Consider the following 15,823-nt stretch of genomic DNA (forward strand, 5'->3'; position numbering starts at 1 on the left):
AAAGTAGGTAATGCATGCGTCACCCAATCTCATACGCTGGCAGCCTCAACCAGAAGCTTTTGCAGGTACTGCCCATAACCGGTCTTCTTAAGCTTCTCAGCTTGCACCGCGAGTTGCTCTGGAGTGATCCAGCCGCTATGGAACGCAATCTCTTCGAGGCACGCCACTTTCAAACCTTGGCGATGTTCGATGGTATGGACAAAGTGACTAGCCTCGAGGAGCGACTCATGAGTACCCGTATCCAACCATGCAAAACCGCGACCGAGCATTTCCACGGTCAACGATTTATCGTCCAAATAAGCTCGGTTTACGTCAGTGATTTCGAGCTCCCCACGTGCAGAGGGCTTGATGTTTTTTGCGATTTCAACGACGTGATTATCGTAGAAATACAAACCTGTAACTGCATAATTGGACTTCGGATGAGCCGGCTTTTCTTCGATGCTCAAAGCCCGGCCCGTGCTGTCAAACTCGACGACACCAAAACGCTCTGGATCGGAGACGTGATAACCGAAAACGGTAGCCCCTGAAGTTTGGGACATGGCCGAGCGCAGATTGTCAGAAAAATGCTGTCCGTAGAAAATGTTGTCGCCCAGGATCAGGCAGCACGGATCATCACCGATGAACTCTTCGCCAATAATGAAAGCCTGAGCCAGCCCATCCGGGCTTGGTTGTTCGGCGTAAGTCAATTCGATACCGTACTGGCTCCCGTCTCCCAAAAGCTTCTTGAAGCAAGGTAGATCCTCAGGAGTGGAGATAATCAGGATTTCACGCATTCCGGCAAGCATGAGCACGGACAACGGATAGAAAATCATCGGCTTGTCAAAAATAGGAAGCATCTGCTTCGACACGCCCAACGTAAGGGGGTGAAGGCGCGTACCAGAACCGCCTGCCAGAATAATGCCTTTGCGTTTGATGACCGTCATTTCTCTAACACTTCCTTTAACATCCGGATCACTCCACTCCGCCAATCGGGCAAGTGGATGGAAAAAGTCCCGCGCAGTTTCTCGGTATTAAGCCGGGAATTCAATGGCCGACGCGCAGGTGTCGGAAACTGTGCGGTTGCAATGGGGTTGACGACTCGCGTTTCTATCGGAAGGCCTTTATCCCTACCGTAGTCGATGACCAGACTGGCGTACTCATACCAAGAGGTAAATCCACTGGCGGCCAGGTGATAGATACCTGCTACAGAGGGGTCAACCAGCGCCTTTCTAATTGCCACAACCGTAATATCAGCGATCAGGTCCGCACCTGTCGGCGCGCCGACCTGATCGGCGATGACATTCAATTCCGGGCGATCTTTCGCATGCCGCAGCATGGTTTTAGCGAAATTGTTGCCTCGCGCGCCGTATACCCAGCTCGTACGCAAGATCAAGTATTTACATCCCGATGCGGCAATAGCCTGTTCACCAATGAACTTGGTCATACCATAGTAGTTGGCTGGCGACGCCGAATCGCTTTCTTGCCATGCCGATTCTCCGGCACCATCGAACACATAATCTGTGGAATAGTGCACGAACCAGCTACCCAGTCGATGAGCCTCTTCAGCAATGACCTGGACCGCCGTGGCATTAACTTGCAAAGCCAACTCTTTATCGGACTCCGCCTTGTCCACGGCAGTATAGGCTGCGGCATTGACGATGACATCCGGCGCCACCCGCCGGATGGTTGCCCGCAATGATTCTATGTCAGCCAAATCCCCGCATAGAGCGTTTTCGGGGTAACGACCAAGGGCAACCACTTGGCCCAATGTCGCAAGTGAGCGCTGGAGCTCCCAACCGACCTGGCCATTTTTACCCAGTAGCAAAACTTTCATATCACGCTTGTCGATCGGCATAATTTTGATCAATCCACTGCTGGTAGCTACCGCTCTTGACGTGCTCTACCCATAGCTGGTTGTTCAAATACCACTCAACGGTCTTGCGAATACCGGATTCAAAAGTTTCCTCTGGCGTCCAGCCAAGCTCGCGTTGAATTTTGCTGGCATCGATCGCATAACGCTGATCATGACCAGGGCGATCTTGAACGTAGGTGATCAATTGCGCGTGTGGTCGGTGCACCGACTCGGGGCAGAGTTCGTCAAGCAACTCACAAACCGTGTGAACGACTTCGAGGTTTTTCTTCTCGTTGTGGCCACCGATGTTATAGGTCTCGTCGACTTCACCCTCGGTCACCACCTTATAAAGTGCACGTGCGTGATCTTCAACATACAGCCAGTCGCGTACCTGATCACCCTTGCCATAGATAGGCAGAGGCTTGCCTTCCAGCGCATTCAGAATCACCAGTGGAATGAGCTTTTCAGGGAAATGGCAGGGACCATAGTTGTTCGAACAGTTGGTTACGATCGCAGGGAGGCCATAAGTGCGACTCCAGGCCCGAACCAAATGATCGGAACTCGCCTTGCTAGCCGAGTACGGGGAGCTTGGCTGATAAGGTGTCTGTTCGGTAAACAGGTCTTCAGGCCCTTCAAGGTCGCCATAAACCTCGTCGGTAGAAATGTGATGGAAGCGAAATTGCTCCTGTGTCGTGGCGTCCAAACCTTTCCAGTATTGACGCACAGCTTCAAGCAAGGTGTAGGTGCCAACGATATTAGTCTGGATAAAATCCGAAGGACCGCTGATCGAGCGATCGACATGGGACTCTGCCGCGAGATGCATCACCGCGTCAGGGCGGTGCTCGTTAAATACCCGCTGCAACTGGGCGGCATCACAAATGTCAACACGCTCGAAAGCATAGCGGTCGCTTTTGGCGCTCTCACCCAATGATTCCAAATTACCGGCGTAGGTCAATTTATCCAGATTGACCACCGAGTCAGTGGTATTGGCGATGATGTGTCGAACAACTGCCGAACCAATAAATCCAGCGCCACCGGTCACTAATATCTTCAACTTTATCTCCCTCAAGCTCAAACGGCACTCCAATCGCGCCGTTTGCCGTTGATACTGTTACGTTGCAGCCCCTGCGCCGATTACGCTTCAAGGCTGGTGTCTTCAATTCTTACGCCGACCGCCGTCGGTATTTGTTCACGCCGGCTACGCAATCGTGTATTCGGCCTTGCAGGCGGACGGTTCTGCCCTAAGCGACTGCCACACGATTGCAGTTTACACCTACAGCCCGCGTGAAACGGTTCGCGTTTGTCGTCCCAGTGCTATTTTACGACAAGCCACCGGTAAAAACGGCGATCTAACTTGGACCACTCAGCAAAAGCGCTTGACATCAAAGAGACATCAAACCTCTCTACGATTAAGCACAAAGTGGCGAAGTAGAGCGAACCCAACGCCAAGCAGTCCTCCGATCATGAGACCAAGAACCAGAATAAGTAGTTTTTTAGGTTTAACCGGAGACAAAGGCTGGTAAAGGACACCGTCCTGACGGAACGCCGTGATATCAAATACCTCTACTGACAACTGTTTATAAAAATCATACTTTTCTTGGAGCTTTCGCAAACCCGGAGTAAACGGGTCCTCGGATTGACGATTTTCAAGATTTTTCAGCTCAGCCTCGAGAGCTTTGCTACCACGCATGTAGGTAGAGGCGCCAGACATACCTCCAGCCAGCTTCGCGGGACCATTACCTGAGAAAACAAGAGAGTTCTCCAGTCCGCTGGCCTTAGCGACAACTAACGCCTCGCGCAGTTTACTGATAGCGTCCTCACGAACTCTGGTGCCTGACTCCCGAAGCGTATCAATTCTCAATTTAACATTACGAGCCAGTACCGAAGCCTCTTTGGTGGCATTTTTTGTCAATTCGCGCTTAGTACTCTCGCCCACCTGGTTGACATATAACTCAACCCATTCCATGGCATGAGCCGCGTCAGGATCTTGCAGGGATACCGACCATCGACCTTCCTCATCCTTGCCGACCGGAGCAATGGTCATCATTGCCGAAAACCTGTCGTAAGAAGCACTGCGAGGTAGCTGCGCTCCCGATTCACCTAGGCTTGGCAGATAAACGCTCTCAAAAAAAGACCGACGTTGTGATTCAGACTGAAGATTGCGCAGGAAGCTTTTATAAACTTCAGCGACTGAAAAAGGTTGCAAACCAAACTCATCGGTCCGACCGTAATTTAGATTAGCGATATCGTTTACGGTAGGCGGTGCTATGTAGTATTTTGACTCATATATAGGCGTTGACAACCACGCATAGGCCGCAGCTATACATCCCACCACAAGCATCATTGAAAAAACCACCCACTTTTGTTGCCACACCGCAACAGCAATCTCCAGAAGATCTAACTCCCCTGAAGAATTGATAGCGTTATTATCATTTTGCATATGATTGCTCGCCCTTCACTTAATCTGCTTCAGCAAACCCAGTAACATAGTCATTGTCCAACCACCAGATCACTTGAAATTCAGTTTAAACCCATCACTTAAAACACAATGACATCGTTCTGAAATGGAAAATCGGGCGATAAAAAAGGGCTATCAAAGCCCTCGGCAGGACAAAATAATAACACACGACGCCAGTCCACCTCGTCGAAGACAATACGATACACTCTCCACCCTCCTCGGGCTCAAAGCCTGGCTTTGGTCCTACGTCCAACTATCAACCCCAGCATCGGCCCCAGCAGCATCCCCAGTAACAAAGCCAGGATGACATAAATAGAAACCGGCAACACCGTAGTAGAAAAGCCTAAAAAAAACAACGAGACCGGCTGATGGTTCTCTAGGACGAACACGACAGCTAGCAACACAAGCAGCAACATCAATGCAGCCATCGCAATGCGCTTGAACCCTTGCACGCTACTCCTCCTCCTGAAAACTAGAGATCATATGCTTCATCCTCTTCCTCGTTCACCCGATCACGCAGTTCCTTGCCCGGCTTGAAATGCGGAACGAACTTGCCATCAAGGCTGACGGACTGACCGGTTTTCGGATTGCGTCCTACGCGCGGCGCGCGGTAGTGCAGGGAGAAGCTGCCAAAACCACGGATCTCGATACGATCTCCTGTGGCCAGACATTGGGACATTTGCTCAAGCATGGTCTTGATGGCCAGCTCCACATCCTTGGATGAGAGCAGCCCTTGATGGGTGACAATTCGTTCGATCAACTCCGACTTCGTCATATTTTCCCCTTCTTTTTCAAGCAGCTAGATCAGCGCTTCAAAGGTTTTAGCATGCCAGAGAGCGTTTGAACAGCCCGCGCATTGACTTATCTGCGAGCCCCTACAGACGCCTTGTAGGAGTGCATTTCGCGACCGTCATTCTCATGAGACACACACGACGAGCATCGTTCTTGTGAAATACCCTGCCGGGTTCCAGCCGAATGGATAGTCCCCCTCTCCATCTTTGACATCATCGGATTTTGTCACCACCTTATAACCCTGCTGCTTGCACTTGCGTTCGGCATGCTTGTAGCACCTTTCCCAACTAGACCCGAACCCCGAGCAATCGATCTCGATACCTGTGACGCCATGCACTACATGGACCTTGCTATTGGTTGTGCAGCCCACCATCCCCAGAAGCAATCCCACCACAATCGTGACCACATACCTGCTCATCGCTATCCCTTGCCGGATGACGCACCGGCATCCTCATTCCGTCAGCTTAGTTTGACTTTCCAATCCTTCTGTACGGACTCAGACCACAGTCAATGGCGGTTGTTCACAAGAGATAATAAGGAGCAATGGCTGCCAACAGAGGAGCCATCCGCCCCCCCTTCACTACTCCCCCCCACAAAGCATAAAAGTGTGTCCAAATATTTTTTTACCTGAGAGCTTCCGAACCGGTCGAGCCTAGCTTCGCCTGCATCGCCCCACGCTTGCAGGTGCCGGGCCGAGTCGCAACGGATAAAAATGTGAACAAAATGTGAAACCGAAACGTTTCGAAGGCGAGTTGAAGATAGTTTTGTCGAACGACAATAGTTATTATGCCCGCACATTGTAGGAGCTTTCCTTTTCCGGTCGCAGAAAAAGCCCTGGGAAAACGCGTGGATGCCATTTTTTTGGCAATACGACCGGCTGTACACCGAGCTGGGGATGGGGATCTTTAATAGATGGTCCCGGCCTGCCCGCCGTCGAGGCTGTAGCTACCAGGCTTTGCGCCCCCTCTCTGTCCGACATTTGATAGGTGCTTTATGAACACCCAATTGGCAACACTACTGTTACCCCACACCTTCCCTCACCAGGGCATGGGCTCTTTCTAAAAAAAAACGCGCATACGGATCTATCCGATCAGCGTTGCTTTGCTTGTCCCGGCCTGGTTACAGGCCAACTGAAAAAAAACCGAGCTTAAGCATTGGCGTCATTCGCCGATAGCAAGCCACCTGCCCAACACTTGCACATCTACGTCAGCACGTCAGGCGCAGTTTATTTAACGCCCTGTTCCTGCTCACTTATAAGGACATAACCATGTCGATTCAGCTGTTCGTTCCAAAATTCCGTATTGATGAATGTCTAGCCGCGATTCGCGAATGCCTAGAAAAAGGCTGGACCGGCCTTGGCTTCAAAACAGCCACTATGGAAGAAGATTGGAAGGCCTATACCGGCCTGCCAAACGCCCACTTCTTGAGCTCCAACACCGTTGGCCTGCACTTGGCCATCGAGCTGTTCAAAAAGAAATTCGGCTGGTCTGACGACGATGAAGTTATCACCACACCGCTGACCTTCATCTCAACCAACCATGCCATCCTGTATGCGGGAATGACTCCTGTATTCGCAGACGTCGACGAATCCCTGTGCCTGGATCCTGAAAGCGTTCTCGAGCGCATCACCTCGAAAACAAAAGCACTGATTTTTGTGGGTATCGGCGGCAACATAGGTCAATATCAAAAAATTGTCGAAATCTGTAAAGAACGTGGAATCAAGCTGATTCTTGACGCTGCCCACATGGCAGGCACTCGCCTTCGTGGCAAGCACGTCGGACAAGAGGCTGACTGCGTAGTGTTCAGTTTTCAGGCCGTGAAGAATTTGCCGACTGCAGATTCGGGCATGATCTGCTTCAAGAACCGGGAAGACGATGAACGAGTACGCAAGCTAACCTGGCTGGGTATCAACAAGGACACCTTCGCACGCACCGCGGCACAAGGTGCTTACAAGTGGATGTATGACGTTGAGGAACTGGGTTACAAATACCACGGCAACTCAATCATGGCTGCAATGGGCCTGGTACAGCTGAAGTATCTGGATCAGGACAATTCCTACCGTCGCCAGCTTGCCAACTGGTACCGCGAAAACCTCGCCGGACATTCCGCTATCAAGATCGTCGATGTTGCTCCAGGCTGCGAGTCTTCAACTCACCTGCTGCAAATCCGGGTCAAGGATCGTGACACCGTCATGTTGGCGCTGAACGAACACCAGGTTTATCCAGGTGTTCATTATCGCGACAACACTGAATACGCCATGTACTCCTTCGGTGCCGGAACTTGTCCGAACGCCGCACAGGCAAGCCAAGAAGTCATGTCGCTACCGATGCACCTAAGCCTGACCCGTGCTGACGTTGACACTGTCTGCGATCTGCTGATTCGTTACGCAAAATGAAGCGCTCACTCCGTTCGTTCGGCGATGATGCCTTGCGTCTTCGCCTTATTGAAGAGAGTGACCTGCATGAGACCTTGTCCTGGAGAAATCGGGACGAGGCTCGCGTTTGGTTCAAGACTTCGACACCGCTGACCTACGAACAGCACTCCAACTGGTTTCGCCAGCGCTACCAGCAAAACGACAATGACTTTCTGTTCGTCGTTGAAGCCGAAGGCAAACTCGTGGGTCAAGCATCTGTCTATGACATTGATTGGCAAACACGTTGCGCCGAGGTAGGACGTTTCCTGGCAGCACCCGAAGGTGCTGGAAAGGGCTACATCAGCCGCGCCTGCGCCCAGTTGTTGCTTGTCTGCTGGAGCGAACTGAATCTTGACTACGTATTTCTCGAAGTCATCGAGTCTAATGATCGCGCTATCGGCCTCTACAGTAAACATGGCTTTTCTGAAGAACAACGTTACGACGGCCTGATTCGAATGGGCCTTCGCAAACCATTGGCGGGAACCGAATGACAAGTGTCGCAAGGTTATTGGGCGATAGCACACGCGCTCTGAAAATGTGGCGCGTGTGGACATACCTGGGCATTCAGGACATCAAGGCAAAATTTCACCGGTCATTTTTCGGTCCTCTATGGATTGTATTAACCACCGGTTTTTTCGTGACAGGTGTGGGACTCATTTACGGATTACTGTTTGGGCAGCCCGTGCATGAATTCCTGCCCTATCTCGCATGCGGTTTCGCTTTATGGGGCTTTATCGTCGCGTCGATAACCGATGCCAGTGCAAGCTTTGTTCGGGCCGAGGGCTATATAAAGCAGTTCTCCTATCCCAAGCAGATTTACCTGCTGAGGAGCCTGATTTCCAGTGTCATTGTGTTGATCATCGGGATTGCCGTAGTAATTCCTGTCCAAATCTTCTTCAATGAGTTCAGTGCAAAAGGTTGGTTGCTGGCAATTCCCGGACTGATATTACTGATCATGGCAGCGCTGGGGCATATTGCAGTCAGTGCTTATCTGGGGGCAAGATTCCGGGACTTTCCCCACGCCATGGCTGTCCTGCTGCAGATGATGTTCTTCATTACTCCCATCATGTTTCCAGTAAAACTACTGCATGAAAAAGGGGTAGGATTCATCTATCAGTTAAACCCGCTTTACTATCTTATCGACATCGTGCGTCATCCGATCATTCAGGGTGAACTTGCATTGCCCGAAAATTATCTATGCGCCGGCGTCTATGTTTTGATCTGTTGGTCGCTGGCTCTCCTGACGGCCCTGAAGCTTGACTCTCGCGTGGTTTTCCTTTTATGACTCATGCATCGCTCGTCCTGAAGAATGTCGGTATTACGTTCGAAGGAGCCCTGAGCAGTGAGGAAGGGCTGAAAAGCTGGTTCCGGCGCAAGCTGCTACGCGCCAATTCCTCTGTCGCCACCAACTACCGCATTGATGCATTGAAAACCATTAATCTGGAGATCAACCACGGTGAGCGCGTCGGGCTCATAGGGCTCAACGGAGCGGGGAAAAGTACGCTATTGAAGGTAATGGCCGATATTTATCCTCCGACATCGGGCTCTGTCACGATCAAAGGCCACGTCTGCCCGATGTTTGAATTTGCCACTGGATTCGAGATGAACCAGTCGGGCTGGGATAACATTCGTATCCGCGGGCTCCTGCTAGGTATGTCCGTGGAAGCCATCGAAGAAAAACTTCCGGAGATTGCTGAGTTCACTGAACTAGGTGAATTCCTGGACTACCCCGTCCGCACTTATTCCTCGGGCATGTTCATTCGCTTGGCATTTGCGGTATCGACCAGTATCAACCCGGAAATACTGCTGATTGATGAAGTCATGGGTGCTGGCGATATTTCCTTCGCGGAGAAAGCGAAGAGGCGGATGTTCGAATTCATGGAGCAAGGAAAAATACTGGTATTCACGACCCACAACTTCAACCTTCTGAATGACTTCTGCAACAGAACCATATGGCTACATAAAGGCCAGATCGTTGCAGATGGGCCAACCAACGAAATCGTAAAATTATACAACGATGCTCACACAGACAGCCTCTAAGTTGGCTCTATCAAGTAGCGTCAAGACATTAAGCAGGGAAGAAAAAAAATGGCTGGTACTCCCACATTAAAAAACATACAGGCACTCCGCTTGCTCGCCGCAGCGCTAGTGTTTCTACAACACGCCTATTTTTTTGCCAGCCAGGCGGTTGGCGACAACGCAATTGAGTTTCGAAAGTTTAACCTTGGCGGCTTGGGCGTTTATATTTTCTTTATCATTTCTGGCTTCGTCATAGCGCTCCAAACAGAGAAAAAGTTTGAAACGTTTGCTGGTCATCGCCTAGCAAGGATCTACCCGGCCTATTTTATTGCCCTGATTGTTTCGACAGCTATTTTCTACCTGTTCTCCGATTTTCGTCCTTCGTTTTCCGACGCGGCATCACTTTTGTTACTTCCAACCGGAACATTAAACAGCAGCTTTCAGATCCCGTACTGGACACTCATTTATGAAATGTACTTCTACACGTTGATCCTATTGCTGATGGCGCTTACTCGTGCACGTCCGTCGTTAATCAACGCAGCACTTCTGCTTTGGTTGGTTTCGATCCTCGCTGCAAGTCATAATGGCATCAAAGTCAACATGCCAAGCCCTGACTACCTTTCAATTTTCCTGTCCCCTCTTAATATCTATTTTATTACGGGATTCTTTCTCGCAAGATTTAGTCTTTCGGGCGACCAGACTGCTGCGCGTCTCGCCTTCCTGGTCATTGGCTTTGAGCTAGTGTTCTATGCCGAAATGAGATACATCCTGTCTATTTGCGTGCTTGGAGCGATGATTCTAATTTTCATCACCCAACTCAAGCCGTTACCCGCAGCGCTCAACCGTCTGGGTGATTACTCATACGGTATATATTTACTTCACCTGCCAATTATCTATTGCCTCTACCTGGCCCTGAAGCCCGCCGGTGCAAGTTTTACGACCTCGCTGTTGGTAATGACCGTAGTCGCGCTGCCGATCGCCATCGGTTTTGGAAAATTCGAATACTGGCTATATCAAAAGAAAATACGGCCCGCTGTTGATCGCTTTCTTTCCCGTAACGCCGCGCCTCAGTTAAATCAACCTTTGGAACAGCCATGAAATTTAGCGACTTTTCTACTGACCTGAAGATTCATGCCAGTACCAAGGCTCCGTCGGCCCCCAAAATTACGGTGATCCTGCCAACTTACTCACGTGGACATGGCCCGCTACAGGAATCGATCGACAGTGTACTTGCGCAGACCTATCGCAATTTTGAGTTAATCATCGTCGACGACGGCTCTCGTGATGGCTCAGCAGCAGTTCTGCAGGATTACCTGAAAAAGGACCCGCGTGTCATCATTCACTCGTACCACAAGAACAGCGGCCTACCGGCTCTGAGAGTCAATCAGGCGGCACTGCTTGCCAAAGGCAAATACATCGCCTACCAGTTTGATGATGATCTCTGGACAGAGCACAGCCTGGAATTACGCCTCGAACAACTGGAAAAATATACTAAGCCAACAGTTGTCTACGCCAACTCGAGCGTAGATATCGCTCTTGCCGACGGCACAATCACGACCCGAAAACTCGGCGGACCTTTTAATTACGGCTTGCTGATGAATGGTAACTACATCGCCAACAATACGGTGATGCACCATAAGTCCTTGTTCGAGCTGACAGGCATGTATGACACCCACGTCATGATGCGTCGCTACTCCGATTATGACCTTTGGCTACGCTTTGCCAAACATGCCGAGTTCATTTGGGTCGACGAAGTGACCTCGTACGTGCGGGCGAACCTCGCCGACTCGCTGGGTAAAGAAATCCCACTATTTTATACCCGGTATCGAAAAAGTCTCTCCTTGCAACGTGATCATCTTCTTAAACCATCAACCATCAATGACTACGACGTCATTGATCTTTCTCAGTTTGGAGATGCCTTTACAGACACGGAAATCAGCGAATATCAGCGAATGGAAGCGTCGCCCTTCCTGACGAAATTCAATGACTATTGCAGTGACACTGAAATGGCTGTCGCCGCCGGTGCGCGCGGACGCAAATTGCATCTGTTAACCGTCAAGCCGGACTACTCCACATCTATCGATGTGACGATTAATAACTTCACACTGCTACCGGGTCAGCGTGCAATTACCAGCACGTTCATTAAAGAAAATGATCTATCGGTCATCGACTTCACCGGCATTGATGCGGCGGTCCTCTACCGCACCGTCGGTGCCGCGGGCAGCCAGTTTCTTGATAGCAAAAAAGGCAAAGTCCCCATCGCCTACCTGATGGATGACAACATGTTGCATTTCCACGATGTGGGCCCTGCACATAGCTTTCTTGCTCCAGGTACTTTCGCTTATGAGCAGATCGTCAAGCAAATCTCCGGAGCTGATACGTGCATAGGCTACAGCGACGCAATCAATGAAGACCTGCAGGCGCTTAACAGCAAAACCGCTCGGCTTAACACTAATATCAATGCCCGCTTCGTTCAAAAGCGTCCATACACCCGGGGCAAGCGCCTGAAAGTAGCAATCATGTCCGGGGCAGTGCGTGAAGATATTTTGGAAAAGCTCTGGCCTGCCCTGTCAGACTTCGCCAGCGCGCATTCACATTCGGTAGAGTTTCACTTCTGGGGACTTGATCCCAAGAAATTCTCGCCGCTGGAATGCCCAGTATTTTTCAAATCCTTTACTCATGTTTATGAAAGCTATATTCGTGACCTGAGCGAGACTAGTTTTGATATAGCATTGGTACCGCTTGATTTCAGCACCCGAGCCGCTCGTAGCAAGAGCCCGGTAAAGTTGTTGGAGTCTGTGGCTTGCGGCGCGATTTGTATCTTCACCGATTCAGTCCCATATGCCGATTTGCCAGATGCATGCTGCATCAAGGTTGAAAACACCATTGACGCCTGGGCAAACGCACTGGAATTGGCTTATACGATGGGGCAAGACGCGCGCAATCGTATGCTGGAGAACGCCCGGGAACTGGTGCTTTCCCGATACACGACTGAATCGCAGTTCTACGATTTCCTGGCAACCTTCGAATCAGTCAAGTTGCACTCAAGATTAGGCGACAAGGCCATTGCTTTCGCGTTTCACGAAACCGCATTGGGTGGCGCCACGCTTCACCTGATGAGACATGCGAGCCTGGTTGCCTCTTTAGGCTTTCGCGTGGTTGGCATCGTGCCTAAGGATTCGACCTACTCAGAAACCTTCAAATCCCGCTGGGATGCCGCCACTCGACACTCGAGCCTGATCGAAGAAGAGTGGCCATCAGGCTACGTGGCGGGCGCCCTGCCCCAGCGTCCTTTCCAGCCCCAGGACGAACTAGCATCCATCCGTCTGGCCGCGAAACTCGCACACGAACAAATCGGCTTACTGCACTTCGCGGCTTGGTCTCCCACCATGAGTCTGCTTGCCCGACAGTTACGAGTTCCGTGCTCCGCCAGCGTCCATCAGTATTATGAGGGCGCCAGCAATTCGATCATTCGCTTTGCCGATTCGATTCACTGCTCCTCTCTGCGTTATGGTTTCAAATGGTCGGCTTTGTCCAAAAGCCCGGCCAGACGCATAGTCTGCCCTGTGGACACCGATTACTTTGCCAATTTCTCCGTCAATCGTGAACGAGTGGCAAAAACCGGAAACTCATTGCGCATACTGGTGTCCGGTACATTACAACCGCGCAAGAATCAACTTGGAGCAATAAGTGCCGTCGCGTTACTGAACGAGGCCGGTTTCGACGTGACGTTAGACCTCATCGGCTACTCCGTATTCCACGATCAGTATCTGCAAAAGTGCAAAGCGTTGATCGATGCCTGTGGCTTACAGGACAAATGCACGATCCACGGTTTTATCGACGATCCCAAATCGTTTTATAACGATGCAGATCTGTTGTTGATCTCCGCCACCGACGAGTCAATGCCCCAAACCATGCTGCAAGCGATGGCCATGGGTGTTCCAGTGGTGTCGACCAATGTCGGCGGAGTCAGCGAGATTATTAAACACCGCTACAGTGGGTTCCTGACTAAAGACGACAGCCCTGAAGCAATGGCTTCAGCGATTACTCAGTACCTGTTGCTATCACAGCCACAGCGCTTGGAAATGGTCGATCGTGCACACCGTTCGATGGAGTTTTTGGCTCGACCGACGTATGTTCGATTCGAGGTAATCGATTTGTACAACCAGGCCTTTGACGAATTTTTCAAGCAACAGACCCTTGGCGCGCTTTCTGCTGCTCCTGCTCTGCCACGGGGACACCTTCCTTCGCGTGACTCGCATGAACATATATTGTTTGAAACACTAACCAAAACACGTAGTCAGATCAGCCAGCTAAGCAGAGAGTTGGACATATGACCCTTGAAACAAAGCGGGTAAAAATTGACCTGGGCTGCGGTAAACGCAAGCAAGAAGGTTTTGTCGGCATTGATCGATTCCCCATGCCTGAAGTGGATATTCTCGCCGACATCGATAACGCTCTTCCCTTGGAAGATGATTCAGTCGATATCCTTTTTTCATCGCACTCGCTGGAACATGTAAAAGACCTGATGTTTACGATGCGCGAGATTTATCGCGTGTGCAAGCATGGCGCACAAGTGTGCATCATTGCCCCTTACAACGAACAAAAACTGAACATTGCCAACCCGTATCACATCACGGTTTTCAATGAACATACACCTCGATTCTGGACGGATTACACCCAGACGCCGGTGGATCCCGAGGACTACCTGGATTCAGTGAAACGTCCGTGGGGATTGTCCAAATCGGACAACTCCAATCCAGGGCTCGATATTCGTTTGATCAACATGGAGTTCTTTTACTTCCCCGAATATCAGTATTTGCCTCTAGATAAAAAAAGAAAATATCGTAACGAACGATTCAACGTATGTGAGCAAATCATGTATCAGCTAATCGTTTGGAAGGGTGACGAACATTCGTCCGATGTAAACTATTCGGACCATGTCAGCAAATTCGCGCCCTATGAACCTCATTACATCAGGCACCTCAAAATGCGCGAGCAAGAAGAAATTATTCAAAAATTCACTCAATCAGAAAATATGCTTCGTCAACGAATTGAAGACCTGAAAGCTCAACTCGCTGAAGCCAAGATCCTTCCTCCACCAGCACCAGCATCGATTGTACCCGTCGTGCCTTCCGCTGCTGATTTGAGCATGGAACGCCGCATCAGCGAGTTGACCGAAGACCGCACACTGACTGAGCGTGCATTGCACGACGCCCGCACCGAAAACCATCAGCTGCGCCTACAAATAATGGGCTTGTTCGAGAAGTCCGAAGCACTAAATGGCCAGTTGCACGACGCCAACATCCAGCAGATGAAGTCACAGTTGCACACGGGGCAGATCAGCGCGCAAATACTGGAGCTGACTGAACAGAGTGACCTGCTTGGCAGCGATTTAGCCCTCTCTTCAGAGCGGATCAAAGAACTGGAAAGCAATCTGCGCGAAGCACAATCAGCCTGCCAAGAGGTAAACGCTGCAATCCTGTTACTCCTCAGGGAAAACCAGGCGTTGCGCGATCAGCTTGAAACCGTTGCCACGATCAAAGCAAAAAATGCACTGATCAAGTCAGAACTCGTGGCCGCCAATGGCATCATCGACTGGTACCGTGCCTGCGAAATAACGTGGAACAACGAGAAAAACCATCTGAACCGCGAATTACTGAAAGTTGCACAGACTCCATCGCCGCTCGTACATGAAGTCAACAGCCTAAATCAGGCCCTAAACGACGCTCAACAACAAGCTGATCGCTCGCGCCATGAAGCTATGCATGTAATCGGCACCTTGCACACAGAGGTGAGTGCCTACCGCTCCTCACGTTCGCTGCGATTAGTCTCCCAATACAGGAGCACAGAATCCTTGTGGAACTTGGTCTCGCCAGCATTTGCTTCACTTAAGAGCTACAGCGAAGAACACCTTTTAAACACCTCCCGTCCGGTCCTTATTCTGGGAGGTGATCTACGTAACATGCCATATCGCGAGTACATGGTATCGGCCGGTCAGAACAACCTTTCGGTAGTGTCGCTGGCAGTGCGCCCCCTCATTCGTGGAACCCAGGGGTTGATTGGCATTGAGATTGTTTCCAGCAATAAGGAAGTCGTAGCTCAATCCGTGGTAGCGCTGAACGAGATCAATCCGGATCTACCAACCCGATTCGAACTACCTGCTCCTGTTGCATTGAAGAAAAACTGGTACCTGCGAATTTTTGTCAAGGAAGCGGACGTTCCAGTCGGTCTGTATGAGGTCTGCGAGTACTCCATCATGAAAAAACGAACCAAATACTCGCCGTTCGCTTTTCTGCAGTGATGGGTA

The 15,823-nt window shown here is 50.6% G+C and carries 14 protein-coding genes; 7 read left to right on the forward strand and 7 right to left on the reverse strand.

Translation table 11 applies throughout. The features are described 5' to 3' along the window. Window positions 1–29: 29 nt before the first annotated feature. The 7 genes from rfbA to ACA071_RS22560 form a co-directional block, all read right to left on the reverse strand. On the reverse strand, window positions 30–923 hold the full coding sequence (gene rfbA, locus ACA071_RS22530) for a glucose-1-phosphate thymidylyltransferase RfbA (protein ID WP_497641185.1): 894 nt from the start codon (window positions 921–923) through the stop codon (window positions 30–32). Further along, window positions 920–1,813, reverse strand: a complete 894-nt coding sequence (gene rfbD, locus ACA071_RS22535) for a dTDP-4-dehydrorhamnose reductase (RefSeq protein ID WP_497645371.1) — start codon at window positions 1,811–1,813, stop codon at window positions 920–922. Before rfbD ends, rfbA begins: the two co-directional genes overlap by 4 nt. Before the next feature lies 1 nt (window position 1,814). Next, on the reverse strand, window positions 1,815–2,885 hold the full coding sequence (gene rfbB / locus ACA071_RS22540; RefSeq protein WP_497641186.1) for a dTDP-glucose 4,6-dehydratase: 1,071 nt from the start codon (window positions 2,883–2,885) through the stop codon (window positions 1,815–1,817). Window positions 2,886–3,224: 339 nt separating this feature from the next. After that, window positions 3,225–4,271, reverse strand: a complete 1,047-nt coding sequence (locus ACA071_RS22545; RefSeq protein WP_497641187.1) for an LPS O-antigen chain length determinant protein WzzB — start codon at window positions 4,269–4,271, stop codon at window positions 3,225–3,227. 242 nt (window positions 4,272–4,513) lie between these two features. Then, window positions 4,514–4,741 (reverse strand): DUF1049 domain-containing protein, encoded by a 228-nt coding sequence (locus ACA071_RS22550; RefSeq protein ID WP_497641189.1) that lies wholly within the window; start codon window positions 4,739–4,741, stop codon window positions 4,514–4,516. A 20-nt stretch (window positions 4,742–4,761) separates the two neighbouring features. Continuing rightward, window positions 4,762–5,064 carry an integration host factor subunit beta gene (ihfB, locus tag ACA071_RS22555; RefSeq protein ID WP_497641191.1) on the reverse strand — a complete coding sequence of 101 codons (303 nt, stop codon included), beginning with the start codon at window positions 5,062–5,064 and terminating at the stop codon, window positions 4,762–4,764. A 141-nt stretch (window positions 5,065–5,205) separates the two neighbouring features. Then, the gene (locus tag ACA071_RS22560) at window positions 5,206–5,499 is read right to left on the reverse strand and encodes a hypothetical protein (RefSeq protein ID WP_497641192.1); all 294 of its coding nucleotides are present in this window, start codon (window positions 5,497–5,499) and stop codon (window positions 5,206–5,208) included. Window positions 5,500–6,348: 849 nt separating this feature from the next. On the opposite strand from ACA071_RS22560, the gene ACA071_RS22565 reads away from it, so the two are divergent. The 7 genes from ACA071_RS22565 to ACA071_RS22595 are packed head-to-tail and all read left to right on the forward strand — an operon-like array spanning window position 6,349 to window position 15,817. After that, window positions 6,349–7,476, forward strand: coding sequence for a DegT/DnrJ/EryC1/StrS family aminotransferase (locus ACA071_RS22565; protein WP_497641194.1), 1,128 nt, complete (start codon window positions 6,349–6,351; stop codon window positions 7,474–7,476). Further along, window positions 7,473–7,985: a GNAT family N-acetyltransferase gene (locus tag ACA071_RS22570; protein WP_497641195.1), complete on the forward strand. Its 513-nt coding sequence runs from the start codon at window positions 7,473–7,475 to the stop codon at window positions 7,983–7,985. The genes ACA071_RS22565 and ACA071_RS22570 overlap by 4 nt, the downstream gene beginning before the upstream one ends. Beyond that, a complete protein-coding gene (locus tag ACA071_RS22575; RefSeq protein ID WP_497641196.1) occupies window positions 7,982–8,779 on the forward strand; it encodes an ABC transporter permease in 798 nt (265 codons plus the stop codon). Before ACA071_RS22570 ends, ACA071_RS22575 begins: the two co-directional genes overlap by 4 nt. After that, on the forward strand, window positions 8,776–9,534 hold the full coding sequence (locus tag ACA071_RS22580; RefSeq protein WP_497641197.1) for an ABC transporter ATP-binding protein: 759 nt from the start codon (window positions 8,776–8,778) through the stop codon (window positions 9,532–9,534). Before ACA071_RS22575 ends, ACA071_RS22580 begins: the two co-directional genes overlap by 4 nt. A gap of 48 nt (window positions 9,535–9,582) precedes the next feature. Then, window positions 9,583–10,611 carry an acyltransferase family protein gene (locus ACA071_RS22585; RefSeq protein WP_497641198.1) on the forward strand — a complete coding sequence of 343 codons (1,029 nt, stop codon included), beginning with the start codon at window positions 9,583–9,585 and terminating at the stop codon, window positions 10,609–10,611. Next, the gene (locus ACA071_RS22590; protein ID WP_497641199.1) at window positions 10,608–13,850 is read left to right on the forward strand and encodes a glycosyltransferase; all 3,243 of its coding nucleotides are present in this window, start codon (window positions 10,608–10,610) and stop codon (window positions 13,848–13,850) included. Before ACA071_RS22585 ends, ACA071_RS22590 begins: the two co-directional genes overlap by 4 nt. Continuing rightward, on the forward strand, window positions 13,847–15,817 hold the full coding sequence (locus tag ACA071_RS22595; RefSeq protein WP_497641200.1) for a class I SAM-dependent methyltransferase: 1,971 nt from the start codon (window positions 13,847–13,849) through the stop codon (window positions 15,815–15,817). Before ACA071_RS22590 ends, ACA071_RS22595 begins: the two co-directional genes overlap by 4 nt. Window positions 15,818–15,823 lie beyond the last annotated feature (6 nt).

This window comes from Pseudomonas sp. LBUM1646, from assembly GCF_059716165.1.